The following is a 26,679-nucleotide window of genomic DNA, read 5'->3' on the forward strand; positions in this document are numbered from 1 at the left end:
TTGTGTAAAAATTGATTGGACAAATATAATATTTTATTAAAGTATTACAAGTTTTTCGTACTTTTCAGTCTTTTTATTAGTCAAATTAGATTTTACGGTAAGTTTATATATGTAAACTCCTTTTCCAATTTTACTTCCAAAGTCATCTTTACCGTCCCAAGTAATATCTTTAGATAAAAAACCATCGGTGGTAATGATCTGATTTTTAGTCCAGACCACTTTTCCTGTTATTGTCATAACTTGAACCTGAACTTCAAGAGCTTCGTAAGGCCTATTGTGCGTAAACCAAAACTCCGTATAATTGACAAATGGGTTGGGGTAGTTCAATACGTGCGTCAATGTTATGGTTTCATCACCAACTACTATAAACTGAATTTCGATAATAATGGGATTGTTATAAACATCCCAAGCTTTGAACGTGATTGTATGTAAACCTAATGATAAATTATGTAGTGGAAATCTAAGTGTTCCACTAGTATAATCGTCTAATGTTGTTTGGTAATAATCGTTTAGTATGTAAGGATTATTCACATCTCCATCTAATATCGCAACAATATCATGACCTATTCCGCTGGCTGTATTTATGCCGTTTTCATCTTCAAGAAAAGCAAGAAGGAAAGGAGATTCATTTGTTGTGCCTCCCGAAACAAAAGTTTCGTCATTCATATATAACTTAACTCTTGGACTAATATTGTCTGCGACTGCATTTTCATTTATTCCGCCCACTTTGATGCTTGTATTATAGCCGGTTTCATTTTCTAAAAATTGATTTTTTTTGGCATAAAAACTGATTCTTCCGTTCGCTAATGGAATACGGATATCTCGGGGAACGACAAAACTAAACTCAAATTTACCATTTGTAACTGATGCATTTCCTCTAAATATAGTTTCTCCTAATACATTGAAATTTATTGGAGAACTATTGCCGTCATTGTTAAATGTTGTTCTTGCAATAATTTTGTCAAAAATAGTTGTGGAAAGTTCACCATTATAGGTTGTTAATAAATTGTTATTCTCATCCGTAATTTCTCCGGTCAATTTTATCTTAGATAATGATTTGAAGTCATCAGTGGGTTGCGATACTGAAATGTCATTAACTTTTGTAAGACTTATTTTTGGTTTTGGTATGGCAAGCATCAAGGCTGGGTCGCCTATGTAAAAAACTACATTGGTTGCTGAATTTGGGTTGCTGTTTTTAGAGATGCGCAAAGCTTCGGCAATAGATGTATATTGATTTGATCCGTATGATAATAAATTTTTGGATAATACATCATTGAAATTTTCGGCACTATATTGCCCTATTGCTCTAATGGTTGTGATCATAGCAATAGCCCCTCCCTTTGGGTTCCAATATGTATATTCGCCTGCAGTAGGTCTGGACGGATTGTCAAATCGAGAAAATTCACAAGTTATAGTTATGAATAAGGGATATTTATATTGATTGCTTAAGTTTTGGCCATCAGATTTCTCCCAAATGCGCTCGCTGGATAGACCATCTTCTCCACCATGTCCCAAATAGTTAAATATTAATGCTCCTTTTTCGAAAGCATTAAAAAAGTCAGTTCTTGCTTTTGGATATCGGAATCCACCAGCGGATGCTTCTTGGATATAAGAGTCTAAAAGTATTTTAGTGACGTTCAAAAAAGGTTTTTCTGAAGCAATACCATCTGCTAAGCTATTTTGTCGGTTTTGTAAACTAGCATCCGATGTTCTATCTGAGTCGTCAGAAACTAGAACGATATTATTCCTCCAACTACCGTAAGATTTTAAGTCATGGTATTCGATTATTTTATTTACCATTTCATCAGCTTGCTTGTTGTCATTGACAAGCATTCTTCCAACAGCAATATCTATTCCTCCAAAATAGGAAATAATATTTCCTTCGTTTGAATCCATTAATCCATAAAAATCATCAGAAGCAAATGAAGCTTCGCCAGATGTATTACTTTTTAAGGCGTGGTATATAGGAACAATATTGGTATTGTTGGCAATTCGGTTTTTAAAATCATATGAGGCGTCTCCAAAAAGATTTACATATTTTATACGTTTCTCAGGGGTTGAGGCATTTTCATAAATATATTTGATGCAATTTCTTATAGCAGAAATATCTTGTTTTCCTGAAGAAAATTCTAGATAAATAGATTCAAGAGAGATTACTTTTACATTCAAATTTGATTTCGAACGATGAAAAATAGCTAGTTTTTCTGCTTGATTTGTTAAAAAAGAGGGAGTTATAATTACATAATCAATGTCTTGAAATTGACCTTGAGCATTTTTGAAAATTGTTCCTTTTAAGTTCTGATTAGCAATTTTAGGTTTGCTGCTTTTTAAAGGAGTAAGGTAATCTGACGCATCAAGTGCAATATATTTTCTAAGCTCACCTAGATTTGATTTAAAACTAAACGTACTCTGATTTGTGTTTTCAGCTTTTGTTATATTATAGAGGTCTGTTATATCCCAAACTTCAGGAATACTTGCAGAATTTGCGATAGAATAAGTTGCAACTCCTAAACTAGAATTTGATAAATCATATTGAAAATGGAATTGCTTTCCGTAACCTTGAAGTTTTCTTTTGGCGATAAGCTGGATAAAATCAAGATATCCTTTTGATCCTGGAACACCGTTGTTATTGTACGTTAATTTAATTTTTACATTTTCGGAAGCAGTGAAAGTGACGTTGCTTGGCAGCGATCCGATATTAAATTCGGTGTCGGAACTTGTATTTAAAGCGGGAAAAGAGATGTTTCCAATTTCTTGCCCGTTTGCTGATATTTTGAACGAGGTAGGGGCAAAAGCTGCCGAAGCTGCTGTTGTCTTTATCTTGATTGCAGAAGATAGTTCGATGTTTGAAAAATTAAACTCAAATTCTTGTTCTTGATTTATGTCAAAGGATTCGCCAAACCATTGCCTACCCAAATGTGAGATGTTTACAAGATCTGTTTCGTGATATTGTCGATCATCAAATGTATTTATAGTGATTGTGCTGTTTCCTGCAGGTTGATTCATTGGGGCAACTCTTTTTCCTTCAGTTCCTTGAATTGTTATATAGTAGTAAGACTTTGTGTCGTATAAGTTAATATTGGTTTGACTTTCTTCATTCCAAGTATCCACACCTTCTGCATAAAATAATATGTAATCCTCATCGTTAAAGGCACCATCGTTTTCTCCAATAACCTCAATAGCGTTTTCAGTTAAGTCTGAGGGGTAATATGTGTTATTTGATAATGGAAGCATTTTGCCCCCATTGCCATAGATTTTTATTCTTTTTGGATCAATGCCACTCGTGCTGAATCCTAATTGTTGTAAAAAACTTTTAGAAATCTTATAAACTCCAGATTTCTCTATGTAAAATTGGTACCAGTCTCCTGAAGCTAAAACAGAATTAGATATAATACTTGTGCTTTTATTAGATTGCATGATTCGGGAGGAACTATTTTTTGTACTATAAGAAAACGATTTGATTCGCTTGAATCCAAAGTTATCTTTTACTATGGGCGAAAGTACAAGAAAGGTGTATTTTAGTTCTCGGGCAGTCGTTGTTTTTAAGTAAGCTTCAGGTGTTTCGGGTATGTTTTTTGGGTCTAAATCGCCAAGGTAAGATGCTGAAACGGGTTCGTAAATAATATTGGTAATTTGAATGTCATTATTGTTTAAAGAACCTACTTCTGATATTTTTAGAGAAAAAGTTATTGCTTTTTTGGAGACGTCATAATAATAATTTTCGCCGAAAAATTGAGGAGCATTCGTTACGATATCCCCAAAAGGAATTTCTTTTTTTTCTAACCATTCAATAGTAATGTTGCCATTAATTTGGGCAAAAGAGATAAATGGGATTAGAGATAAATAAACTAACAGTGTTTTTCTCATTGTGTTTTTTAACGGGATTGAGACTGAATTATTACGAATGAGTAAAAATAAATCATTTAGTGTAATTGTAAATAATAAATATTATAAATTTGCGTTTTTGTAATATGATTTTTTGATAAACTTTATTAAAAAAGCATTTTGCAAGTTAATGGTTAATTGTTATATTGCGTCACTTTAAAATTATTACCTACTAAAGAGTATGAAACTAAACAAAATTTTGGCCTTTCGATTGATAATGTCAATACTAATGATTGCAGGTTTGGCTAGTTGCAGTAAAAAATCTAGTTCCAAAAATGCGTCAAGGGCTACCGGATGGAATGTGGATAGTAAGAAAGCTTCGAAAAGTAAAAAACAAGAAGCTGGACCTGGTTTAGTTTTTGTTGAAGGGGGTACGTTTACAATGGGTAAAGTACAAGATGATGTTATGCATGACTGGAATAATACGCCAACGCAACAACACGTTCAATCCTTTTATATGGATGAGACTGAGGTAACAAATTTCATGTATTTAGAATACTTAGATTGGTTAAAACAAGTATTCCCACCAACAGAAGAGAATTATAAAAATATATACGAAGGTGCTTCACCAGATACTTTAGTTTGGAGAAATAGATTAGGTTATAATGAAACGATGACTAATAATTATTTGAGACATCCATCTTATGCTAATTATCCTGTTGTTGGGGTAAACTGGATTCAAGCAGTTGAATTTAGTAAATGGAGAACAGATCGTGTAAATGAAGCTGTGTTGGAAAAAAATGGTTACCTAAAGAAAAATGCGAAAACACAAGATGTTACAGCAGAAAGTTCTTTCAGTACTGAAACATATTTAAATAGTCCAACGTTAACATATGGAGGTAACGAAGAGATTGTTTTGAAAGGTAAAAAAGGAGCAAGAGCGCCTAAAGCCGGGAAAGATGGTAAAGTAACCGAAGCGAAAAATATTTATGCACAACGTTCTTCTGGAATTATTCTTCCTGAATACAGACTTCCAACTGAAGCAGAATGGGAATATGCAGCTGCAGCAGATGTAGGGCAAAGAGAGTATAATATTTACAAAGGACAGAAAAAATATCCTTGGTCGGGAGATTATACTCGTTCAGGAAAAAGACAAAGCAAAGGTGATCAATTAGCCAATTTCAAACAAGGAAATGGAGATTATGGTGGTATTGCCGGTTGGTCTGATGATGGTGCGGATATTACTAATGCAGTAAAAAGCTATCCAGCAAATGATTTTGGATTGTATGATATGGCTGGAAATGTAGCCGAATGGGTTCAAGATGTCTACAGACCAATTATTGATAATGAATCTAATGATTTTAATTATTTTAGAGGAAATCAATATACTAAAAATAAAATTGGCGCAGACGGTAAGGTTGAAATCGTTACCAAAGAGAATATGAAATACGATACTTTGAGTAATGGAAGAATCGTCGCTAGAAATTTTCCAGGTCAAATTGCTCAAGTTCCAGTTGATGAACAAGAAACTTATTTGAGACAGAATTTTGATAAAAGCGACAATGTCAATTACAGAGATGGGGATAAACAATCTACTAGGTATTATAACTTTGGATCTGAATCAGAAACTGAAAAACAGAAGGATGAGAAAATCATGTACAATTCTCCTAAACACAATGTAACAACAGATAGTTTAGGTAAGATGGTTAGAAAATATGATAAATCAAGCAAAAGAACTACTTTGATAAACGATGAAGTTAGAGTTTATAAAGGTGGATCATGGAGAGATAGAGCCTTCTGGTTAGATCCAGCTCAAAGAAGGTACTTTCCACAGGATATGGCTACCGATTATATTGGATTTAGATGTGCGATGTCAAGAGTCGGTGCTAAATCGGACAAAAAGAAATCAGCAAGAAATTAATTTTTCATAAAATAATAATCAAAGCCCTTTCATTAGGGCTTTTTTTTTAAATCAGTTTTAAATGAATATAGCTAGCATTCATAATTTATTTTTAAAGTGTAAATCAGTTTCAATAGATACTCGTAAAATTGAACCCAATTCCTTATTCGTAGCCATAAAAGGGGAGCGTTTTGATGCAAATACTTTTGCTGAAGAAGCACTTGAGAAAGGAGCGTCCTATGTGATAATTGATGATGACGCCTATTATATTGACCAAAGGACTATTCTAGTTGACGATAGTTTAGTAGCATTGCAAGAATTAGCGAAGTTTCATCGGGAATATCTAAAACTACCTATAATTGCCCTTACAGGCAGTAACGGGAAGACAACCACCAAAGAACTTATAGCTGTTGTTCTTTCGAAAAAATATACAACCAAAGCCACCGTTGGAAATTTAAATAACCATATTGGTGTGCCATTGACTTTACTTTCTTTTAATTCAGAAACTGAAATTGGAATTGTGGAAATGGGTGCCAATCACAAAAAAGAAATTGAATTTCTTTGTGAATTAGCTAAGCCGGATTATGGCTATATCACTAATTTTGGCAAGGCGCATCTAGAAGGATTTGGTGGAGTAGAAGGTGTGATTGAGGGGAAAAGTGAGATGTATCAATATCTTTTAAAGAGTGATAAACTAGCTTTTATAAATTTAGAAGATCCAATCCAGGTTGAGAAATCAAAAATATTAAAATCATTTTCTTTTGGAATAAATAAAGAAACGGCAGATGTAAATATTACGGAAGTAAAAGCAAACCCTTTTGTGGTAATTAGTTGTTCTAGTTTTACGATTTCATCTCATTTAATAGGTCTTTACAACGCTAATAATATAAATGCCGCGCTGACAATAGGAAAGTATTTTGGCGTCGCAGATTTAGCAATTAAAGAAGCGCTGGAAAGTTATATTCCTGAGAACAATAGATCGCAATTATTAACTAAAGGAATAAACCAGATTATTCTGGATGCTTATAATGCTAATCCAAGTAGTATGAATGTTGCAATCGAAAATTTCCTGCAGTTAGATAATCCAAATAAGATTATGATACTCGGCGATATGTTCGAGTTAGGACAGGAAAGTCAACAAGAGCATAAAGCAATTGTAACTTTGCTTTTTAATGAAAAAAATGTAACCAGTTACTTTATTGGTAAAGCATTTTATGACAATAGAATTGATAAAAATAATTTTCATTTTTATGAGACATTTGATGCCTTTTCAAGTCGTTTAAAAGAAACTAAAATTGAAAATAGTACTATTTTAATAAAGGGTTCTAGGGGAATGGCTTTGGAGCGAACATTGGATTTTCTGTAGTAACGAATTTATTTTTTTAAATTATAAAAGCCATCATTTTAATTTATGATGGCTTTTTTTATAGTCATAAAAACCTGAGATATTTTTTATAAAGGTGTGATTTCTCTTGATCTCTCAGAGAAAAATAGAAGTTTGCTTATTTGTACTCGGTCGTTCCGGTGTAACCTTACAAAGAAACTGTAAATAATTTTTCAGGAAACAACTGATTTCCTTATTTATAACGTAAATTAGTCAATAGGCTCGTATTGTTATGTTGCAAGACGCTGTAATGGATAAAAGGAATGCAGCTTTTAATAGTTGAAAATGATGGAAGTAGAGCCGAAATTTTTAATAGTAAATTCAATGGAAATTGGGTTACAACATTATTAGAATCGGGTTCAGCAGGGGTATTTATTTGGTAAAACTGCCTATATTTGGTAAAATAACATAGATAATATTTATAAAATGAAAAAAATCACAACAGCTACGCTTTTAGCAGTATCTTTTTTAGCGCTTTCTCAGCAAAAAAGTAACATACAATCGAAGTCTTTTTCAACAAATAATAAAACAGTTACCGTTTATACTACAGCGGAAGGGACAAATTTAAGATTAACAAAAACAGATAATCTACAATTCACGGATCTAAAACAACCTTTAGAAACTCAACTGTGTGTTTTTGTGAATCCAAGTAAAACCTTTCAGACATTTTTGGGTATTGGTGGAGCAATAACGGATGCAAGCGCTGAGGTTTTTGCTAAATTGACTAAAGAAAATCAGAAAGAATTCTTAGAAGCTTATTACAATAAAGAAAAAGGAATTGGGTATTCCATAATAAGAACCAATATTCACAGTTGTGATTTTAGTTCAGGAAGTTATACTTATGTCGAAGAAGGTGACAAAGCGCTAAAGAGTTTCAATATTGCGCATGATAAAGAATTTAAAATTCCATTAATCAAAAAAGCAATTGCAGCTGCTGGTGGTAAAGCAACATTATATGCAAGTCCGTGGAGTCCACCCGCTTTCATGAAGGATACTAAAAATATGTTGAAAGGTGGTAAACTGTTGCCTGAATTTTATCAATCTTGGGCTAATTATTACGTGAAATTTATTAATAGCTACCAAAAAGAAGGGATTCCAGTTTGGGGATTGACAATTCAAAATGAGCCAATGGCGAGGCAAACTTGGGAATCTTGTATTTACACTGCCGAAGAAGAACGTGATTTTCTGAAAAATTATTTAGGGCCAACATTGAAGAAAGCGGGACTTGGAGATAAAAAAATTACGGTTTGGGATCACAACAGAGATTTATTAGCACAAAGAGCGAGCACAATTCTGGACGATCCAGCTGCCAATAAATATGTTTGGGGAATTGGTTTTCATTGGTATGAAAGCTGGAGTGGGGGAGATTCCATGTTTGAAAATGTTGGAAAAGTGCACGAAATGTATCCTGATAAAAATTTGATGTTCACAGAGGGCTGTGTTGAGAAATTTGATGCTAAAAAATTGCAACTTTGGGCAAATGGAGAGCGATATGGGGAGTCAATGATTCACGATTTTAATAATGGAACAGTTGGTTGGACAGATTGGAATATTCTTTTGGATGAAAATGGAGGTCCAAATCATGTAGGTAATTTTTGTTTTTCACCGATACATGGCAATACAAAAACAGGGGAATTAATCTATACGCCTTCCTATTATTTTATTGGTCATTTTTCGAAATTTATTGGTAAAAGCGCAAAGAGAATTAGCAGTGTTTCCAGTCAAAGCTATTTAATGACTACTTCATTTTTAAATCAAGATGGTAAAGCGGTAACAGTTGTTATGAATAAAACAGATAAGAAGTTGAAGTATAATTTATGCATTGGAACTAAAGCAACGGAAATTAATATTCTGCCTCATGCTATTCAAACATTAGTTTATTAATGCTAAAACGGTTTGTTTTAAAATCTTCTTTATGAAAAAAATAGTTTTAATAGCCTTCAGTTTTCTATCGATTTCTTTGTTTGAATAGAGTAGAAAATAATAGAGAAATCCATTAGAAATAATGGATTTTTTTGTGATTCATTCGCAAATTTGTGAGAAGTGTTTTTATAGCTGTTTTAGTATTTTAAAGGAGTTGTTAGTCATAAATAATTTATAATTGTGATCTTATCTCATCTCTAACGTCATTAAAATGCACTAACTTAACCAAAGTTAAAAATTTTAATACTATGACGAATCTAAAACTTAGGGCTTTTATACCGCTTTTTTATCTTGTTTGGTCCGATGACCTATTGACACAAAAAGAGTTTTTGACTTTGCAAGAGTTTATTGGTTCACAGAACTGGCTTTCCGAAAAGGAGAAAGAATTGCTTTTTTCGAAAGTGAATGTCTTAAATCCGCCGTCACGGGAACAGCTTATTGATTGGAAATCTGAAGTAGAGAAAATTATTCAAGATAAACCTTCGGTTAGGTGCATTTTTGATATTTCTGTAATGCTTTCAGGAAACGACAAAACTATTATAGACTTAGAACAGGCATTTGTAAAACTTGAAAATGACCTCGGAATTTTAGGGGAAGAAGTTATAGGGGATTTTAAAAAGAATGCAATCATTTTCACTTCAAATTATAAGGCAGTTAAGAGATTTGATACGGAAATACTGACGCAGATTCTGGATGGGGAACAGGCTAAAATTATCAAGAAAGTAAAGTCTGTCATCAGCCGTCCGGAATTTGCCTACGAAACTTCGACCAATACTGATGTCTATCGTGAAAAAGTATATGATTGGTGTAAAATTTTGGCCGAAGAAAACTTAGGAAATATGGCCTATCCAAAACAATATGGCGGAGGAGAAAATCTGGCTGATTATTTTGCCATCATGGAGACTTTAAGTTATCATGATTTAAGCTTGGTAATCAAATTTGGAGTGCAATTTGGGCTTTGGGGTATGAGCATACAATCGCTGGGTACAGAAAAACATTATATTAAATACTTAAAAGATATTGGTTCACTAAAATTACCTGGCTGTTTTGCAATGACTGAAACCAATCATGGTTCGAACGTGAAAGGACTTGAAACAACGGCGACCTATAATCACGGTGACCAAACATTTACTATTCACACACCGAATGAAAATGCACAGAAAGAATACATTGGGAACGCGGCAAAACACGGCCAAATGGCTACGGTTTTTGCAAAATTAATCATCGGTGGTAATGATTATGGTATTAATGCGTTTATCGTTCCGTTGCGTCATGCAAACGGTAAGGTGCTAAAAGGGATTACTATTGGTGATTGCGGACTTAAAATGGGGCTTAATGGTGTTGATAATGGGACGATCCGTTTTGAAAATGTTATCATTCCCAAAGAAAATATGCTGGACCGGTTCGCCTCAATAAATGAAAAAGGAGAATTTGAAAGTCCGATTCCAAGTGACAATCGACGGTTTTTTACTATGCTCGGGACTTTGGTAGGCGGCAGAATTGGAATTCCGCGTTCTGCATTGGCTGCAGCCAAATCAGGATTGACAATAACAATTAGGTATAGTGACCAGCGCAAGCAATTTGGACCTGAGGGCGGCTCGGAAGTTCCAATTTTAAATTACCGAATGCACCAACGCCGACTCATTCCATTGTTAGCAAAGACCTATGCGATTCATTTTGCTTTGCAATATCTGACTAATCGTTTCATTACTAAAAATGAATCTGAAATGCAGGAAATCGAGGCTCTTGCCGCCGGAATGAAAGCCTATTCAACATGGAGTACCAGAGATACATTGCAGGAATGTCGCGAAGCTTGTGGCGGCAAGGGATATTTGTCCGAAAATCGTATAGATGCCTTAAAAAATGATACTGAGATTTATACCACTTTTGAAGGCGACAATACCGTATTGATGCAATTGGTGGCCAAGAATCGCCTGTCAGAGTTCCGTAAATCATTTGGAGAAATGGATGCAGTGGGAATAATCAATTACGTTTACGAGAATGCTAAAACGGCAATTTCTGAAAAAAACCCGATTATAACCCGAAAAACAGATGATGATCATTTGCTCGACGACCAGTTTCATTTGCATGCCTTTCTGTATAGGGAAAAAACGACATTGGCCTCAGCGGCAAAGCGACTTAAAAAACTCATTGATGGAGGGCTTGAACCTTATGATGCATTCAATGTAGTACAGCACCAAATGATTGATGTTTCTCAAGCTTACCTCGAAAGAATAATACTCGAGCAATTTCAGGCAGCCATACAGTTCATTAAGGATGAAAAGTGCAAAGGAATACTATTGAAGTTATACCAATTGTATGCGCTTTCGCAAATTGAAAGGAATAAAGGCTGGTATCTTGAAGATGGTTATTTGGAAGGGGTAAAGACGAAAGCAATCCGTAAGATGGTGAATCAACTTTGCTGGGAAATCAGACCGGATGCGGTTTCTTTGGTTGAAGCGTTTGACATTCCCAAAAGTTGTCTTGCGGCACCTATTGCGTTGTATTAGTGTAAAGCTTAGTCTATTTTTTAGGATATTAATTTGACTCTATTTAAATTATTTGAGGTTTGTTCGGAATGTTCCAAACGAAATAAGACATAAAAAAAACTCCTTAATTTCTTAAGGAGTTTTTGTGGGCGATGAGGGGTTCGAACCCCCGACCCCCTCGGTGTAAACGAGGTGCTCTGAACCAGCTGAGCTAATCGCCCTACTACAATTTAGTAACTTTCGTTGCCGTTATTGCGTGTGCAAATATACGCCACTTTTCTAGATTTGCAAGTAAAAAATAAAAAAAATTATAAAATTTCTGCTACTACAAAGGTGCTCCCGCCAATGAATATAAGGTCAGAATTTGCAGCGTTCTGTTTGGCTTTTTGGTAAGCGTCTGTTACATAATTGTATACTTCTCCTTTCAGACCGAACATAGTTGCTTTTTTTTGTAAAATAGAAGCATCTAAACCACGAGGAATATTAGGTTTACAGAAATAATAAAATGCATTTTTAGGGAATAAGGGTAGTATTTCGTCCAAATCTTTATCATTTACCACGCCTAATACGATATGTAAAGCATCAAATTTTTCTTTTTGTATTTGTTTTAAAACAATCTCCAATCCATTTTTGTTGTGGGCAGTATCACAAATAACTTTAGGAAATTGGCCTAATTGTTGCCATCTGCCTTGTAAACCGGTATTTTTTACGACCTGTAATAATCCTGATTTTATATTTTCTGGAGTAATTTTAAATTCCTTTTGAGTGTTTAAAATTGTAATAGCCTCAACAACGGTTTTTTTATTATGCATTTGGTAGTCCCCAATCAAATCTGAGGGGTAGTTTTCTGTAATTAAATCAGAAGCAAAATAAATTTTCGAATTGCATTCTTTGGCTTTAGCCAAAAAAACAGGTTTTGTTTCAGTAGTATATTCGCCTATAACTGCAGGAATGTTGGGTTTTATGATTCCAGCTTTTTCAAAAGCAACAGATTCAAGTGTATTTCCTAAAAACTGGGTGTGATCCAATCCTATATTGGTAATAACCGAAACTAGTGGAGTAATGATATTGGTTGCATCTAATCTTCCGCCCATTCCCACTTCAATAACAGCGATGTCAACTTCTTCTTTTGCAAAATAATCGAAAGCTAATCCAACGGTCATTTCAAAAAAACTCATGTCGTTTGATTCGAAAAAAAATTTGTGCTCATTTATGAAATTAGTAACAAATTCTTCAGAAATATCCTTTCCGTTTATTTTTATACGTTCTCGAAAATCCTTTAAATGTGGTGAAGTATACAATCCAACTTTATAACCCGCTTCTTGAAGTATGGATGACAACATGTGTGAAGTGGAGCCTTTTCCGTTAGTTCCTGCAACATGAATACATTTTACTTTTTCTTGAGGATTATGAAGATGAGCTATTAGTAAATGCGTATTGGTTAAATCTTTTTTGTAGGCCGAAGCGCCCTGTAGTTGGTACATCGGGAGTTGATTAAACATCCAATTTATAGTTTCCTGATAGTTCATTTTTTGAATAAAATTGTGGTTGTTTAAAATATTTTTCGTTTTTTTTAGTTTAATAGTACATCGAAAAGTATCTTTATTGCAAAATTGAAATAATTTTTAGAATTAATGAGTAAAAATCAATAATAATATATGTTTAGTTTTATACAATTACAAGCCGACACCATTGCCAATGCTGCGTCAAACGTAGTAATCGAGAAAATTGCTCCAAATACTGAAATATCTGTTTTGGAATTTATTTTAAAAGGAGGGTTCTTCTTAATTCCAATTTCAATCCTATTATTCTATACTTTTTATTTGATTATAGAACGTACTTTATACATTAATAAAGCCTCTAAAATTGATCACCGATTGATGTTAGATGTCAGAGACAATCTTAATTCCGGTAATTTGGAATTGGCTCGATCCATTGCCGAAAGAAGCAACACGTCTTCAGGTAACATTATTAAAGAAGGAATTCTTGTTATTGGCAGACCTATTGCCGAGATTGAATCTAATATGGATCGCGCTGCCGACATTGAAATTGGAGAAATGGAAAAGCATCTGGGACAATTAGGTCTTATTGCAGGGATTGCACCTACATTAGGATTTATTGGAACAATTTCAGGAGTAATTAAAATATTTTATAGCATTTCAGTTACAGAAAATATTAGTATTGGTAACATTTCGGGAGGTTTATACGAGAAAATGATCAGTAGTGGTTCGGGGTTATTAGTTGGTATTATTGCGTACAGCGCGTACCACTTATTGAACGGAAAGATTGATAACTTTGCTTTAAAAATTCAAAAACAGATACTGGAATTCGTAAATATTATTCAAAGATCGTAACATGTCTATAAAACGAAAAAGGAGATTTCATGCCGAAGTAGCTACTTCGTCATTGAGTGATATTATGTTTTTCTTGTTGTTGTTTTTTTTAATTATATCTACTTTGGCCAATCCAAATGTCATAAAAATGACGTTGCCAAAAGCAAAAGCAAACGAGAAAACAAATAAGCAGTACATTAGTTTGTCCGTTACAGAAGACAGGAAGTTTTTTATCGACAAACAGCCCGTAACATTTGAGGAGTTAGAAACAACTTTAATGTCTAAAATGAATAGTGAAAAGGATCAAACCGTTGTGGTAAGGATCCCATTCAATTTACAAGTGCAGGATCTGGTTGATGTATTGCAGATTGGAGTAAAAAATAATTTAAAATTTGTGATTGCTACGAGTCCTAAGTAATGTCATCTTTAGTATAAAAAAAATGCCTCGACTTATCGAGGCATTTTTTTTATGTTTAAATTATTGAAATTGGCATTTGATTTTTAATTCAAATTGAAATTGTAAACTATTTTTCCAACTTGTTTTTCCGGGGCATCGCTACTTGCATCCCATCTAGTATTCATGGCAGCGATTTTTGCTTGTTCTAATAAACAACTTGCCGTATTAGTTGTTCCTTTTATTCCGGCAACCGCATTTATCGTTCGGCCATTTCTATCAACGGAAACTTCAACTACCACTTTACCTTGTTCGTTACAGGTATATTTTGGAGCGGGTTTAGAAACCGCTTTTCTATTTCCTAAAGAATAACCAGTACCGCCAACAGAACCACTTCCAGATCCTCCGCCGCTTCCAGAACCATATCCGCTTCCAGTTCCTATTCCGTTTCCAGTACCATTTCCTCCGCCTGTTCCTCCACCAGAACCTCCGGTGCCATAATAGCCATTAGAACTCAAACTTCCGTTTGATTTTCCTTTATTTCCCGCTGTTTTATCATTACCATCTCCTCCTTTATTAGATCCTTTTAGGATACTGGATAACGCATCATTTGTATTATTGGAAACTTTAGGTTTTACAACAACTGGTTTTGTTATTTCTTTTACCGGAACGATGGTTTTTTTAGTCTTTTCTTTTTGAGGGATTACTACACTTTCTTCCGTTGTATTTTCCTGTGAAAGGATAGCTTCGTCAGGTGTTGCTTTTACAGGGATTTGTTTGGTTTGGTTTTTTACTTCTAAAACTTCACTCTTGTAATTCGCTCCTGAGCCTAAATCACTATCGCCGAAATTTACAGTAACTCCTCCGCCACCTCCGCCACCAGCTAATTCAGACATGTTGGCTGGGGGCCAAAATCGGATGAAAAATAAAATTAGCAGCAAAGTTGCATATAAAAGTAAAGATATTGCTAATGATTTCTTTTGATCTGAAGAAATGGTGGAACTCATCGGTATTTTAATATTTAAAAAGGATATGAATAAAAACGTTGAAATGTACTAAAAATTGCCAAGAGAGAAAAGGTAATCTATTGTTAAAATTAATTATTGCTATTTAAAGTAAAAAAAACTCGGATTAAACAGATATCGTGAATCTGTTTAATCCGAGCAGTATTAAAATTATAGTGTTTTTATCTTTTATGTCAATTGCTTCAATGCAATTTCAAAGGCAGTAGCACTAATATTTGTTTTTGATGGATTCAAATTATACGCTTTTTCAATCGCATTTTTTATAGTTGCCGAAGTATCTTGAAAGATAGCTTCATCCGTCATTTGTACTTTCTTTTCCATGAAATAAGCAAAAACACGAGCCATTCCGCAGTTAGAAATAAAGTCAGGAATCAAACTCACTTTATGATCTACGTCTTCCATAATTGGACCAAAAAATATTTCTTTGTCTGCAAATGGTACATTGGCACCACAAGAAATTACTTCAAGACCATTAGCAATTAAGCTGTCAATTTGAGATTGAGCAACTAATCGTGAAGCTGCACAAGGAGTGAATATTTCAGCACCAATTGTCCATATTTTTTGATTGATTTCTTCAAAAGGAATCATATTTTCTGCAACAAGTTTGTTTCCGTCTTTGGCAAGGAATAATGCTTTTATTTCTTCGAAAGTAAAACCTTCTTCGTTAATCAAACCACCATCTCTATCAATGATACCAATTACTTTTGCTCCCATTTCGGCTAAATAAAATGCTGCGGCTGAGCCTACATTTCCAAAACCTTGAACTATAGCTTTCTTGCCTTTTACATCACCGCCGTAAATAGTGTAATAATTACGAACCGCTTCAGCAACCCCAAAACCAGTAATCATATCTGCAATAGTATATTTTCTAGAAACGTCTGGTGAGAATTTTGGATTCTCTATTACTTTAACCACACCTTGACGCAACTGACCAATTCTATTGATTTTATCCGCTTCGGTTGGTTTAAAATGACCATTAAAAACACCTTCTTGCGGATGCCAAACACCACATTCTTCCGTCATTGGAATCACTTCGTGAATTTCATCTACATTTAAATCACCACCAGTTCCGTAGTAACTTTTCAATAATGGCGATACTGCCTTATACCAACGTTGTAAAACGCCTTTTTTTCTTGGGTCATTTGGATCAAAATTAATTCCAGATTTAGCACCGCCAATAGCGGGTCCTGAAACCGAAAACTTGACTTCCATTGTTTTTGCCAATGACAAAACCTCATTCATATCTAATCCTTTTCTCATACGTGTTCCGCCACCGGCAGCACCACCGCGAAGGGAGTTGATGACTGTCCATCCTTCAGCTTCAGTTTCGGGATCTTTCCAGTTAAAAATGATTTCGGGTTCCTTATTTTCGAATTTCTTTAATAAATCTTTCATTTATTGCGATATGTTTAATTTGGGCAAATATAAAAAATAGAATAATGCGAATTATGTATTTGGAATATTATTTTTGGGAATAGATATTTCCGGTACTGTGATCTGTTTTGGCCCCCGTTACACTGCTTAACACATTGATTTCTCCCCGCAATTTCAGTACGCCTAGCAAAGCAAATATTAAAGCTTCTTTGAATTCCAATATTTTTTTATCGGGAATTATAATTTTCATTTCCGGTAAATAATATTGAATCCTTGCAATTAGGAAGTCATTATAGGCACCACCACCAGTGATAAACAGGTTTCCTTTTTTATTAGGTAAAGCCGCTGCGATTTGTAGGGCGACATGTTCAGCAAAAGTTCTTAATTTATCTGCTGTAGTAATTTTGTAGCTTTCAATTATTGGCAAAACGAAATCTATTACAAATTCAAGCCCTAATGATTTTGGATGTTTTTTTTGGTAGAAATCTAAAGTATTTAATTCAGTCATTAAATTTTCGTTGCAAATTCCAGTTCTTGATATGCTGCCTTTGTCATCATAATCAAGGCCAATCTGGTTTGCATAAAAATTTAAAACTGTATTAACAGGAGAAATGTCAAAAGCAATTCTTTTGCCATTTTCTTCGAAAGAAACATTTGAAAACCCGCCTAAATTCATACAATAGTCATATTCAGGAAATAACATTCGGTCGCCTATTGGAACCAAAGGAGCGCCCTGCCCTCCCAATTGAACATCCTGAACCCTAAAGTCACAAACTACGGTTTGGTGAACCAAGGATGAAATCTCAGGGAGATTGCCAATTTGAAGTGTGAAGCCTTTTTGTGGCTGGTGCAAAACGGTATGACCATGCGAGCAAACAGCATCGATGTTTTCGATATTGTACTTTTTAATGAAATTAGAAATGGTACTAGCAAGAAGTTGAGTGTACTTTTGGTCTAAAGCATCCAATTCGTTTATTGAAAAGTTTACAGCCATTTTTAAACTATTTATCCAGTCCGAGCTATAGCTAATTGTTTCGCTTTCAATTATTTCAAACGACCATTTTTCTTTCGCTACCCTAAATTCAATATGAGCTAAATCGACTCCGTCTAGCGATGTTCCTGACATTACTCCGATAACGTTATAGTATTCTGCTTTCATACCCCAAATTTACGAATCAAAATTGATAAATTCACAAGAAAAAAGTATCTTTGGCTACTTTTTTTAAATAATTCACAACATTTTATTTTATATAATTATGGATTTTAATCTAACCGAAGAGCAGTTAATGATTCAACAAGCCGCTAGAGATTTTGCTCAAAACGAATTGTTGCCAGGAGTAATTGAAAGAGATGAACACTCTAAATTTCCTACGGAGCAAGTAAAGAAAATGGCGGAACTTGGCTTTTTAGGAATGATGGTCGACCCTAAATATGGTGGTTCAGGATTGGATAGTGTCTCTTATGTTTTAGCGATTACTGAAATTGCAAAAGTTGACGCCTCTGCTGCAGTTATTATGTCAGTAAATAATTCATTAGTTTGTGCAGGATTAGAAAAATACTGTAACGAAGAGCAAAAAATGAAGTATTTGGTTCCTCTTGCGAAAGGAGAAGTTATTGGTGCTTTTTGTTTGTCAGAACCAGAAGCGGGATCTGATGCGACTTCGCAAAAAACGACAGCTATTGACAAAGGAGATCATTACTTGTTGAATGGTACGAAAAATTGGATTACTAATGGATCATCAGCTTCTACTTATATCATAATTGCACAAACGGATGTTGAGAAAGGACATAAGGGAATTAATGCCTTTATAGTTGAGAAAGGTTGGGCTGGTTTTGATATTGGTCCAAAAGAAAAGAAAATGGGAATTCGCGGATCTGATACGCATTCTTTAATGTTTAGCGACGTTAAAGTGCCTAAAGAAAACCGAATAGGAGCTGACGGATTTGGATTTAATTTTGCAATGAGTGTGTTAAACGGAGGAAGAATAGGAATTGCTTCTCAAGCTTTAGGTATAGCTACTGGTGCTTACGAATTGGCACTGAAATATTCTCAAGAGCGTAAAGCTTTTGGAAAAGAAATTTTCAAGCATCAAGCAATCGCCTTCAAATTAGCAGATATGGCAACTCAAATTATGGCAGCAAAAATGTTATGTTTTAAAGCTGCCTCTGAAAAAGATTTGGGAATGGATATTTCGCAATCTGGAGCTATGGCAAAATTGTTCGCCTCTCAAACCGCAATGGATACTACAATTGAAGCAGTTCAAATTCACGGAGGTAATGGATATGTGGCTGAATATCATGTAGAGCGTATGATGCGTGATGCTAAAATCACTCAGATATATGAAGGAACTTCTGAAATTCAGCGTATTGTAATTTCAAGAACTTTAGTTTCTTAAATATGATTTTATAGGAATGTTAACCCTTTTCAATTTCGATTGGAAAGGGTTTTATTTTTTAAATCGTTTTTTTAATACATTTACTAAAAGATTTACTTTATGCATGAAGAATTAAAATATTGGTATTTACGCGATCACAAATTGTTTCGAACGTTGAGTTTCGGTCAAATTAGACAATTGTGTATAATTACTGGTTTTAAAAAAGCGCAAAAAGGGGAGATTATTTATTTTTCTTCTTCTGATGTGCCAAGGATTTTTCTTTTGAAAAAAGGAAACATAAAAATAGTTGCGGTCGATGAAGAAGGAAACGAAACGATAAAGGATATTATCCAAAAAGGAGATCTATTTGGTGAGCTAACTTTAGAAGCTGATGATCAGACCAATGAGTATGCAAAGGTTCTGTCTGATGATGTGGCGATTTGCAGTTTCTTGCTGTCTGATTTTGAAAATTTACTATTGCAAAATCCTAGTTTAGCTTTGTCTTATACAAAATTTGTCGGATTGAAAATGAAACGCATCAAAAACAGTTACTCTAATTTGATTTCTAAAGATGCCAAAACCAGATTGTTTCAGTTTCTAAAAGATTGGGCTGAAAAAGAAGGTGTAAAGGAAGGTCGTAAAGTAGTAATTGAAAATTATCTTACACAAAATGACATTGCTCAGATTATTTGTACTTCGAGACAAACTGCGACACAATTACTTAATGAAATGGAAAATAATGGAACTTTGACTTATAATCGAAAAGAGATCATAATTTTGGATATTACAAAACTGTAATTGCAACTATTTCGTATCTACTGTAAACTAGCTGACAAATATTTTAGGAATAGTAAAGTAGTTTTGTGTCATAAAAAATATAGTACTATGAAGAAAATAATTTGTTTAGCATTGTTAACATTTGGTTTGACGGCTAATGCTCAAAATGATTTACCAAAGTCAGCTATCGAAATTGCACCATTGTTGATTGGAGAAAAAATAGCCAGTTTGACGCTAAAATCAGTTGACGATGATGATGTTGTTTTAGAAACTTTGTTCTCTAAAAAAAGGACTATTTTGGTTTTTTATCGTGGTGGATGGTGCCCTTATTGTAATTTGCATTTGGCAGCTTTAGGTGAGGCCGAAAAAGATTTACTTAGTTTGGGATACCAAATCATAGCGATTAGCCCGGATGCTCCAAAGGCTTTAAAAGCTACTGAAGAGAAAGATAAAGTAAATTATATTTTATTGTCAGATAGTAATGGTGAATTTGCAAAATCGGTAGGAGTTGCTTTCCAAGCACCCGAAAATTATAAGCCTCTTATCAGTAAAGGTTCTGAAGGAGTAAATAGTACTTTTTTACCGGTGCCGGCTGTATTTATAGTAAATTTAAATGGCGAAATAGAATTTGAGCATATTACGCCAAATTATAAAAATAGGATTTCAAATGATTTACTTATTGCGGTCGCAAAATCTTTAAATAAATAATTGTGAAAAAGTTTTTATTTATTTTAGTATTATTTTTTACTGTTGGTGCTTTCGCACAAAACGCTAAGATCAGAGAGGCGGAGTTCAATTTAGAAAGAAAGGTGGCAATACATGGCTATGACCCTGTCGCTTATTTTAAACAAGGGAAAGCTGTAAAGGGGAAAAAAGAACTAATAGCAACATATGAAGGTGTAACGTATAATTTTTCAACAGCTGTAAATAGAGAATATTTCTTAAAAAATCCTTTAAAATATGAACCGCAATTTGGAGGTTGGTGTGCTTATGCTATGGGAGATTCTGGTGAAAAAGTGGAAATAAACCCACAAACTTTTAAGATTGTTGACGAAAAACTATATTTATTTTATAATGCTTATTTCAATAATACATTGAAAAGTTGGAATAAAGATCAAGCTAATTTGAAGTCAAAGGCAGAGCATAATTGGAAAAAAATCATCAAATAAAAAAGAGATCATGAAAACAACTATTTTATCTTGGATTTTACGAATTACAGTATCGGTAATTTTATTGCAAACATTGTATTTTAAATTTACAGGTGCTGAGGAAAGTATTTATATTTTTAATGCATTGGGGTAGAACCCTATGGTAGAATTGCTACCGGAATTCTAGAAATGATTACTGTAATTCTAATTTTAATGCCCAGAACGGTATTGCTTGGAGCATTATTGGGTTCTGGAATAATGGTAGGTGCTATTTTTTCGCATCTATTTGTTCTTGGGATCGAAGTTCAAGGTGATGGTGGAACACTATTTGCATTGGCTAATATTACCTTATTAAGTTGTCTTGCTTTAATTTTTTTAAATAGAGATAAACTGCCAAATTTGTTGAAATTAAAAATATAATATGCTTATACCTTCCATTAATAATAGTCTAAACGAATTAATTGATTTGCTGAATCAGTTGTCTAAAACGGATTACTCAAATCCATGTGTTGAACTGAGTAATGCCAGTATAGGGGAGCACACGAGGCATATTATCGAAATGTTTCAATGCTTAGAAAATCAATACGATTCAGGGATTGTAGATTATGATAAAAGAGAGCGCAATGTGTTAATTCAAAATGATATGCAATACGCGATCCGTCATATTTTAGAAATTAAAAGTAATCTTGAAAAAGATAATAAAACCATCTATTTACAGCAAGTTATCGATAATGAAGAAATCCGAATACAAAGTAATTATTATAGAGAGTTACTGTATAATTTAGAGCACTGTATTCATCACCAGGCCTTGATTAAGGTTGCGGTTTTAAAATGCGAAAGTGTTATAGTTGATGAGAATTTTGGAGTTGCCCGCTCTACAATTGAATATAGAAAACAATGTGCACAGTAAGTTTTGTCAATAGCAATGATACAATTATCATTACCTCAAATCGAGATGAAAAAATAATTAGGCCTTCTGCAATACCACCTGGCGATTATACCATAAACGGTAAGAATGTTATTTTTCCAAAAGATCCAAAAGCTGGAGGAACGTGGTTCGTTGTAGATGCAAATGGTACTGTTTTAGTTCTGTTAAATGGTGCTGATGAAAAACATAAAGTCGAACTTCCTTATAGAAAAAGTCGTGGTTTGATTGTATTGGATATTATCAGCAGCTTTTCACCAAAGGATTTTTGGCAAGAAATTGATTTGAAAAACATAGAGCCATTTACATTGGTTTTATTTCAAAATAAGGAATTGTTTCAATTGAGGTGGAATGGAATTGCGAAAGAATCGACTCCTTTAGATCTTAATAAGAAATATGTTTGGTCTTCATCCACTTTGTATTCTCGCGAAATTAGGGAAAAACGTTCCAATTGGTTTTATACTTTTTTGGATTTAAATGAAAAAATTTCAGAAACAGAAATGCTGCATTTCCATCGCTATACTGAAGAGAATAATCAGGAAAACGGATTGATTATTAATCGGAATGACGAAATGAAAACCCTAAGTATTACCCAGTCTGTAATCGAAAAAAATAAAGTCGCTATATTGCATTGCGATTTGATTGCAAAAAGAGACTATAAAACGTCATTTATCACTATTTAAAATTTTCTCAATTGAAATTACTTTTTCATAAGATTACGCATTGGGAATATTGGCCGTTCCAAATTGTTTATATTCCAATTTATTTTATTTGGTTCTATTACTCTATCAAAGCAAAATCGATTTTTTTCTTTAATGCCTCTAATCCAACAATAAAAAATGGAGGATTTATGATGGAATCTAAAAAAGCAATCTACGATTTAATTCCGCAGCGGTATTATCCAAAAACCGAACTCATTATCGAAGGAACTTCAATCGAGGAAATTGAGAAAATTATTGAAACGTCGGAGATAAAATACCCATTAATAGCAAAACCGGACATAGGTCTAAGAGGTTCTGGAGTCAAGAAAATCCATACGATTACAGAATTGAAAGACTATGCTTATAAAGCAAATTTTGATTATGTAGTACAAGATTTAATTCCATACGACAATGAAGTTGGGATTTTCTACGTGCGTTATCCTGATGAAAAAACTGGTAGAATAACCGGTATAGTTTCCAAAGAATTCCTGATTGTAACAGGCGACGGATTTTCATCGATTGAAGAATTAATCAAAGCAAATCCTAGGTACGAATTGCAATTGAAGGTGTTGAAACAAGAATATGGAAGTGAATTATTGGAGATTCTTCCACAAGGGCAGAAGTTAAACTTGGTCCCATACGGAAATCACGCCAGAGGTGCTAAATTTATAGATGGCAGTCATTGGATAACTCCAAAATTAACAGCAACCATTAATGAAATGTGTTTGCAGATTCCAGGTTTTTATTTTGGAAGATTGGATGTTATGTACAATACCTTGGAAGAACTAGAAGATGGGAAACACTTCTCTATTGTTGAGTTGAATGGAGCGGCGAGCGAACCCACACATATTTATGACCCAAAACATTCGTTGTTATTCGCCTGGAAAGAACTTGCTCGACATATTAGTTATATGTTTGAAATAAGTGTGGAAAATCATAAAAAGGGAAGTCCGTATTTGACACATAAAGAAGGGATGAAGGAGTATCGTTTGCATTTAGAACAAAGTACTAAAATTGTAAATTTTTAATTGCATGAGTGCTCTTAAAAATATCTTTGTAGGTCTTCTGGTGAGTTTTATTGGCTCAATTCCACTTGGGTATTTAAACATTATTGGCTTCGAAATTTATTCGAAATTTGGAATAAAGAGCTTGATTTTTTATTTGCTGGGCGTTATTTCTGTTGAGGTTTTTGTGATTTATTTCACTTTGATTTTTGCTGAAAAACTTGTCAGTAATAAAAAACTCATGAAGGCTATTGATTATTTTGCTATTGTGTTTCTTTTTGTTCTGGCCTATTCTTTTTATGCTCGCGCTAATCAAACCAGCGGGAGTCAAAATGATTTAGAAAAATATATTATGTATTCTCCTTATCTTATAGGCTTGCTTCTTAATTGTGTTAACTTTCTGCAATTCCCATTTTGGACGGGGTGGAATCTTTATTTAATGAACGGAAACTATATTGAAGTCGAAAATAAATTGAAATACTTTTACGTTGCAGGAACTGCAACAGGCACATTTTTAGGGATGTTAATATTGGTTTTGATTTTAAATAATCTGTCTCAAAATACTACTTTCTTTTCTCAATATGTAATACCGGTAATTATTCCTTTATTTTTCATAGTTTTAGCTTTTATTCAAATGTATAAAGTCTATAGAAAATATTTTAAAGTTAAAGGTGGGATTTAAGCAGTTCCATTATAATTTAAGATAGTAAATATCCAATTATGAAAAAAACACTTCTATTAGTTTCGTTAGTTATTTTTGGTTGTAAACCAACTTCTAGGCTATTATCTGAATCATCAACAAAAAATCCACAGACACCAGTAGAGGTTACTTATAAAGTGAAAGAAAATGCAGTTGCAGAAACATTAAAATATTTAACTTCAGATGAATTAGAAGGCAGGGAAACGGGAACTAAGGGAATGGTAAAAGCAGCCGATTATTTAGAACAGTTTTTCAAAGACAATAAGGTAAGGCCGTATTTTAAAAGTTATAGAGATACGTTGTTTAATTTTAAAGAACCAGCCTATAATATTGTTGGTTATTTAGAAGGATCCGACCCAATTCTAAAAAAAGAATTCGTTGTCATAAGTGGGCATTACGATCATATAGGAATTGATAAAAAAGGTTTAAATGGTGATTTTATAAATAATGGTGCCAATGATGATGCTTCCGGAACAACTGCTGTGGCTGAAATGGCCAAATATTTCAGTATTACAAAATCAAATAAAAGAAGTGTACTTTTCGTATTCTTTGTAGGGGAAGAAAAAGGATTGTTGGGTTCTAAACATTTAGCCAAAAAACTAAAAGCACAAAATTTCAATTTATATGCGCAGTTTAATATTGAGATGATTGGAGTGCCAATGAAAAGAGATTATCTAGCTTATATCACTGGTTTTGACAAGTCGAATATGGCCGGTAAAATAAATGAGTACACAGGAAAAAACACCATTGGTTTTCTACCTAAAGAGGCCGAGTATCAATTGTTTTATAGATCTGATAATTACTCTTTTTACGATGTTTTCAAGGTTCCTTGTCAATCGGTAAGTACGTTCGATTTTGAGAATTTCGAATTTTACCATCACGTTTCTGATGAGTTTAAAGCCATGGATATTCACCATATGACTTCGTTTATTCAGGAATTATTGCCTGCTATAACGCAAATGGCCAATACTCCAACACATGAAATTCATATGAATTAGTGAATCTTAAGAAACAGGCTGATTCATATCATAAGCTAAAATAAAATAGTTGTTTTTGTTGAATTGAAAATCAGCAATAATAGTCCATTTTAATTTTTCGGCATGGGCTTTTGTAGAAGGGATATTAGTTTTGTTGATAAAGGTCAAAGCCAATGGATATCTTTTTACAATATGAGTTCTCATGAATTCGAAAAGTGGCTTTATTAATCCTTTCCCTCGATATGCTTTATGAATACATATGGGACCGTATTGAAAGCTATTGGTTGTTGTGATGTCGAAATCTAAAAATTTAAGATCAGGAAATAGCGTAGTCATATAGTTGAATATAGGCCATTGGTTGAAGAAGTCCCAGCCACCTGCAAAAATATAAGCAATGATTTTATTGTTGTCTTTAGCAAGAAATAAACCTTCCTGTGCTATGACTTCAGTTAATTGAGGAATGGAAAATGGCGTGGTTACAAATCCTGAAGCTTTTTCTTCTTCGGATAAATTTGAGACCAAATAGAGTTCTTGTAGCGCCAATATGCCATCGATATCACGTAGTTTTGCAACTTCTAATTGTATATTTTCGATCATTTTCTAAGATATTGATTCAATTATTTTTCAAAACAAAAATAAGGAAAATTACAGGGATCTTGATTTTATATTAGAAAGAATCCTTAGTGTAAAATGGTATTTTTTGACGTTTTTGTTTATTTTTGCTATATGAAAAATATCATTGTAACCGGCACAAGTAGAGGAATAGGTTTCGAGTTAGCATTGCAGTTCGCCAATGCTGGACATCAGGTTCTAGCCATTTCCAGAAAAACTCCACAAGAATTAATTGACAACGAAAATATCACTTGTCTTTCTGTTGATTTGTCAAATGAATCTGAATTAGAAAAAGTAGAATCATTTCTTTCTTCTTCCTGGAAAAAAGTAGATGCGATTGTTCATAATGCAGGAAGTTTATTGCTAAAATCTTTTTCTGAAACTACTCAGGAAGATTTCGAAAACATTTATAAAGTAAATGTTTTTGGGGTTGCTAATTTGACACGTATTTGCTTGCCTTATTTGCTAAAAGGAAGCCATGTAGTTACCATAAGTTCTATGGGTGGAATTCAAGGAAGTTTAAAATTTGCTGGACTTTCAGCATATAGTTCGAGTAAAGGAGCAGTAATTACATTATCTGAATTACTAGCCGAAGAATACAAAGAACGTGGAATTTCTTTTAATGTTTTGGCGTTAGGTTCCGTTCAAACAGAAATGTTAGCGGAAGCTTTTCCAGGCTATCAAGCTCCAATATCTGCGAGTGAAATGGCAGATTATATTTTTAATTTTACGCTGACCGGGAATAAATATTTCAACGGAAAAGTATTGCAGGTGTCTTCTACCAATCCGTAACTTAGAGTTGTAAATTTTAAG

At 33.7% G+C, this 26,679-nt stretch carries 24 protein-coding genes and 1 tRNA gene; 18 read left to right on the plus strand and 7 right to left on the minus strand.

The annotated features are described in order from the left end of the window. Window positions 1-36: 36 nt before the first annotated feature. Window positions 37-3,867 (minus strand): type IX secretion system sortase PorU, encoded by a 3,831-nt coding sequence (porU, locus tag BUC23_RS13380; RefSeq protein ID WP_073210259.1) that lies wholly within the window; start codon window positions 3,865-3,867, stop codon window positions 37-39. A 199-nt stretch (window positions 3,868-4,066) separates the two neighbouring features. On the opposite strand from porU, the gene gldJ reads away from it, so the two are divergent. The 4 genes from gldJ to BUC23_RS13400 all read left to right on the plus strand — a co-directional run bounded on the left by gldJ (window position 4,067) and on the right by BUC23_RS13400 (window position 11,542). Further along, window positions 4,067-5,746: a gliding motility lipoprotein GldJ gene (gldJ, locus tag BUC23_RS13385; protein ID WP_073210261.1), complete on the plus strand. Its 1,680-nt coding sequence runs from the start codon at window positions 4,067-4,069 to the stop codon at window positions 5,744-5,746. A gap of 61 nt (window positions 5,747-5,807) precedes the next feature. Continuing rightward, window positions 5,808-7,091 carry a UDP-N-acetylmuramoyl-tripeptide--D-alanyl-D-alanine ligase gene (locus tag BUC23_RS13390; protein ID WP_073210263.1) on the plus strand — a complete coding sequence of 428 codons (1,284 nt, stop codon included), beginning with the start codon at window positions 5,808-5,810 and terminating at the stop codon, window positions 7,089-7,091. A 444-nt stretch (window positions 7,092-7,535) separates the two neighbouring features. Then, the gene (locus tag BUC23_RS13395) at window positions 7,536-8,993 is read left to right on the plus strand and encodes a glycoside hydrolase family 30 protein (RefSeq protein ID WP_073210265.1); all 1,458 of its coding nucleotides are present in this window, start codon (window positions 7,536-7,538) and stop codon (window positions 8,991-8,993) included. 287 nt (window positions 8,994-9,280) lie between these two features. Next, window positions 9,281-11,542 carry an acyl-CoA dehydrogenase family protein gene (locus BUC23_RS13400; RefSeq protein ID WP_073210267.1) on the plus strand — a complete coding sequence of 754 codons (2,262 nt, stop codon included), beginning with the start codon at window positions 9,281-9,283 and terminating at the stop codon, window positions 11,540-11,542. A gap of 125 nt (window positions 11,543-11,667) precedes the next feature. Here the strand turns inward: BUC23_RS13400 and BUC23_RS13405 are convergent. Together BUC23_RS13405 and BUC23_RS13410 are read right to left on the minus strand one after the other, a co-directional pair. Further along, window positions 11,668-11,742 (minus strand) — tRNA-Val (locus tag BUC23_RS13405). Between the two features lie 87 nt (window positions 11,743-11,829). Further along, complete coding sequence (locus BUC23_RS13410; RefSeq protein WP_073210268.1) at window positions 11,830-13,050, minus strand: bifunctional folylpolyglutamate synthase/dihydrofolate synthase; 1,221 nt, start codon at window positions 13,048-13,050, stop codon at window positions 11,830-11,832. A 129-nt stretch (window positions 13,051-13,179) separates the two neighbouring features. Between BUC23_RS13410 and BUC23_RS13415 the strand changes: the two genes are divergently transcribed. Beyond that, window positions 13,180-13,875 (plus strand): MotA/TolQ/ExbB proton channel family protein, encoded by a 696-nt coding sequence (locus BUC23_RS13415; protein WP_039110270.1) that lies wholly within the window; start codon window positions 13,180-13,182, stop codon window positions 13,873-13,875. A gap of 1 nt (window position 13,876) precedes the next feature. Further along, window positions 13,877-14,272, plus strand: a complete 396-nt coding sequence (locus BUC23_RS13420) for an ExbD/TolR family protein (RefSeq protein ID WP_073210270.1) — start codon at window positions 13,877-13,879, stop codon at window positions 14,270-14,272. 83 nt (window positions 14,273-14,355) lie between these two features. Here BUC23_RS13420 and BUC23_RS13425 read toward each other — a convergent pair whose 3' ends face one another. The 3 genes from BUC23_RS13425 to BUC23_RS13435 form a co-directional block, all read right to left on the minus strand. Next, the gene (locus BUC23_RS13425) at window positions 14,356-15,255 is read right to left on the minus strand and encodes a hypothetical protein (RefSeq protein ID WP_073210272.1); all 900 of its coding nucleotides are present in this window, start codon (window positions 15,253-15,255) and stop codon (window positions 14,356-14,358) included. Between the two features lie 186 nt (window positions 15,256-15,441). Next, window positions 15,442-16,668 carry a Glu/Leu/Phe/Val dehydrogenase dimerization domain-containing protein gene (locus BUC23_RS13430; protein WP_073210274.1) on the minus strand — a complete coding sequence of 409 codons (1,227 nt, stop codon included), beginning with the start codon at window positions 16,666-16,668 and terminating at the stop codon, window positions 15,442-15,444. A 67-nt stretch (window positions 16,669-16,735) separates the two neighbouring features. Beyond that, window positions 16,736-17,806, minus strand: a complete 1,071-nt coding sequence (locus BUC23_RS13435; protein ID WP_073210276.1) for an anhydro-N-acetylmuramic acid kinase — start codon at window positions 17,804-17,806, stop codon at window positions 16,736-16,738. A 97-nt stretch (window positions 17,807-17,903) separates the two neighbouring features. Here BUC23_RS13435 and BUC23_RS13440 point away from each other — a divergent pair, with 97 nt between their 5' ends. The 11 genes from BUC23_RS13440 to BUC23_RS13485 all read left to right on the plus strand — a co-directional run bounded on the left by BUC23_RS13440 (window position 17,904) and on the right by BUC23_RS13485 (window position 25,275). Further along, window positions 17,904-19,043, plus strand: a complete 1,140-nt coding sequence (locus BUC23_RS13440) for an acyl-CoA dehydrogenase family protein (RefSeq protein ID WP_073210277.1) — start codon at window positions 17,904-17,906, stop codon at window positions 19,041-19,043. Between the two features lie 99 nt (window positions 19,044-19,142). Beyond that, window positions 19,143-19,820, plus strand: a complete 678-nt coding sequence (locus tag BUC23_RS13445; protein ID WP_073210280.1) for a Crp/Fnr family transcriptional regulator — start codon at window positions 19,143-19,145, stop codon at window positions 19,818-19,820. A gap of 87 nt (window positions 19,821-19,907) precedes the next feature. Beyond that, complete coding sequence (locus tag BUC23_RS13450) at window positions 19,908-20,507, plus strand: peroxiredoxin-like family protein (protein WP_073210282.1); 600 nt, start codon at window positions 19,908-19,910, stop codon at window positions 20,505-20,507. Between the two features lie 2 nt (window positions 20,508-20,509). Next, window positions 20,510-20,968: a YHS domain-containing (seleno)protein gene (locus tag BUC23_RS13455; protein ID WP_073210284.1), complete on the plus strand. Its 459-nt coding sequence runs from the start codon at window positions 20,510-20,512 to the stop codon at window positions 20,966-20,968. 10 nt (window positions 20,969-20,978) lie between these two features. Continuing rightward, window positions 20,979-21,101, plus strand: coding sequence for a hypothetical protein (locus BUC23_RS17790; RefSeq protein WP_279625703.1), 123 nt, complete (start codon window positions 20,979-20,981; stop codon window positions 21,099-21,101). A 35-nt stretch (window positions 21,102-21,136) separates the two neighbouring features. Then, entirely contained in the window at window positions 21,137-21,367 is a 231-nt protein-coding gene (locus tag BUC23_RS17725; RefSeq protein WP_244153810.1) for a hypothetical protein, read from the plus strand. Window position 21,368: 1 nt separating this feature from the next. Further along, window positions 21,369-21,857 (plus strand): hypothetical protein, encoded by a 489-nt coding sequence (locus BUC23_RS13465; RefSeq protein WP_073210286.1) that lies wholly within the window; start codon window positions 21,369-21,371, stop codon window positions 21,855-21,857. Then, entirely contained in the window at window positions 21,845-22,555 is a 711-nt protein-coding gene (locus tag BUC23_RS13470; RefSeq protein ID WP_073210288.1) for an NRDE family protein, read from the plus strand. Before BUC23_RS13465 ends, BUC23_RS13470 begins: the two co-directional genes overlap by 13 nt. 11 nt (window positions 22,556-22,566) lie before the next feature. Further along, entirely contained in the window at window positions 22,567-23,601 is a 1,035-nt protein-coding gene (locus BUC23_RS13475) for a D-alanine--D-alanine ligase (RefSeq protein ID WP_073210290.1), read from the plus strand. A gap of 4 nt (window positions 23,602-23,605) precedes the next feature. Continuing rightward, window positions 23,606-24,259, plus strand: coding sequence for a hypothetical protein (locus tag BUC23_RS13480; RefSeq protein WP_073210292.1), 654 nt, complete (start codon window positions 23,606-23,608; stop codon window positions 24,257-24,259). Window positions 24,260-24,297: 38 nt separating this feature from the next. Continuing rightward, window positions 24,298-25,275, plus strand: coding sequence for a M28 family peptidase (locus BUC23_RS13485; protein WP_073210294.1), 978 nt, complete (start codon window positions 24,298-24,300; stop codon window positions 25,273-25,275). A 6-nt stretch (window positions 25,276-25,281) separates the two neighbouring features. Here the strand turns inward: BUC23_RS13485 and BUC23_RS13490 are convergent, their stop codons facing one another. After that, window positions 25,282-25,851, minus strand: a complete 570-nt coding sequence (locus tag BUC23_RS13490) for a GNAT family acetyltransferase (protein ID WP_084538355.1) — start codon at window positions 25,849-25,851, stop codon at window positions 25,282-25,284. Between the two features lie 129 nt (window positions 25,852-25,980). Between BUC23_RS13490 and BUC23_RS13495 the strand changes: the two genes are divergently transcribed. Next, window positions 25,981-26,658 carry an SDR family NAD(P)-dependent oxidoreductase gene (locus tag BUC23_RS13495; protein ID WP_073210425.1) on the plus strand — a complete coding sequence of 226 codons (678 nt, stop codon included), beginning with the start codon at window positions 25,981-25,983 and terminating at the stop codon, window positions 26,656-26,658. The last annotated feature ends 21 nt before the right edge of the window (window positions 26,659-26,679 follow it).

The sequence above is a fragment of the Flavobacterium xinjiangense genome, from assembly GCF_900142885.1.
Lineage (GTDB): Bacteria > Bacteroidota > Bacteroidia > Flavobacteriales > Flavobacteriaceae > Flavobacterium > Flavobacterium xinjiangense.

What these genes read in the sequence shown, in the direction of transcription:
- BUC23_RS13420 (WP_073210270.1), top strand. Translation starts at nt 13,877, where the DNA reads ATGTCTATAAAACGAAAAAGGAGATTTCATGCCGAAGTAGCTACTTCG.
- BUC23_RS13480 (WP_073210292.1), top strand. Translation starts at nt 23,606, where the DNA reads ATGAGTGCTCTTAAAAATATCTTTGTAGGTCTTCTGGTGAGTTTTATT.
- BUC23_RS13495 (WP_073210425.1), top strand. Translation starts at nt 25,981, where the DNA reads ATGAAAAATATCATTGTAACCGGCACAAGTAGAGGAATAGGTTTCGAG.
- BUC23_RS17790 (WP_279625703.1), top strand. Translation starts at nt 20,979, where the DNA reads ATGAAAACAACTATTTTATCTTGGATTTTACGAATTACAGTATCGGTA.
- BUC23_RS13410 (WP_073210268.1), bottom strand. Translation starts at nt 13,050, where the DNA reads ATGAACTATCAGGAAACTATAAATTGGATGTTTAATCAACTCCCGATG.
- BUC23_RS13450 (WP_073210282.1), top strand. Translation starts at nt 19,908, where the DNA reads ATGAAGAAAATAATTTGTTTAGCATTGTTAACATTTGGTTTGACGGCT.
- BUC23_RS13390 (WP_073210263.1), top strand. Translation starts at nt 5,808, where the DNA reads ATGAATATAGCTAGCATTCATAATTTATTTTTAAAGTGTAAATCAGTT.
- gldJ (WP_073210261.1), top strand. Translation starts at nt 4,067, where the DNA reads ATGAAACTAAACAAAATTTTGGCCTTTCGATTGATAATGTCAATACTA.
- BUC23_RS13470 (WP_073210288.1), top strand. Translation starts at nt 21,845, where the DNA reads ATGTGCACAGTAAGTTTTGTCAATAGCAATGATACAATTATCATTACC.
- BUC23_RS17725 (WP_244153810.1), top strand. Translation starts at nt 21,137, where the DNA reads ATGATTACTGTAATTCTAATTTTAATGCCCAGAACGGTATTGCTTGGA.
- BUC23_RS13435 (WP_073210276.1), bottom strand. Translation starts at nt 17,806, where the DNA reads ATGAAAGCAGAATACTATAACGTTATCGGAGTAATGTCAGGAACATCG.
- BUC23_RS13395 (WP_073210265.1), top strand. Translation starts at nt 7,536, where the DNA reads ATGAAAAAAATCACAACAGCTACGCTTTTAGCAGTATCTTTTTTAGCG.
- BUC23_RS13490 (WP_084538355.1), bottom strand. Translation starts at nt 25,851, where the DNA reads ATGATCGAAAATATACAATTAGAAGTTGCAAAACTACGTGATATCGAT.
- BUC23_RS13465 (WP_073210286.1), top strand. Translation starts at nt 21,369, where the DNA reads ATGCTTATACCTTCCATTAATAATAGTCTAAACGAATTAATTGATTTG.
- BUC23_RS13445 (WP_073210280.1), top strand. Translation starts at nt 19,143, where the DNA reads ATGCATGAAGAATTAAAATATTGGTATTTACGCGATCACAAATTGTTT.
- porU (WP_073210259.1), bottom strand. Translation starts at nt 3,867, where the DNA reads ATGAGAAAAACACTGTTAGTTTATTTATCTCTAATCCCATTTATCTCT.
- BUC23_RS13415 (WP_039110270.1), top strand. Translation starts at nt 13,180, where the DNA reads ATGTTTAGTTTTATACAATTACAAGCCGACACCATTGCCAATGCTGCG.
- BUC23_RS13430 (WP_073210274.1), bottom strand. Translation starts at nt 16,668, where the DNA reads ATGAAAGATTTATTAAAGAAATTCGAAAATAAGGAACCCGAAATCATT.
- BUC23_RS13485 (WP_073210294.1), top strand. Translation starts at nt 24,298, where the DNA reads ATGAAAAAAACACTTCTATTAGTTTCGTTAGTTATTTTTGGTTGTAAA.
- BUC23_RS13440 (WP_073210277.1), top strand. Translation starts at nt 17,904, where the DNA reads ATGGATTTTAATCTAACCGAAGAGCAGTTAATGATTCAACAAGCCGCT.
- BUC23_RS13425 (WP_073210272.1), bottom strand. Translation starts at nt 15,255, where the DNA reads ATGAGTTCCACCATTTCTTCAGATCAAAAGAAATCATTAGCAATATCT.
- BUC23_RS13400 (WP_073210267.1), top strand. Translation starts at nt 9,281, where the DNA reads ATGACGAATCTAAAACTTAGGGCTTTTATACCGCTTTTTTATCTTGTT.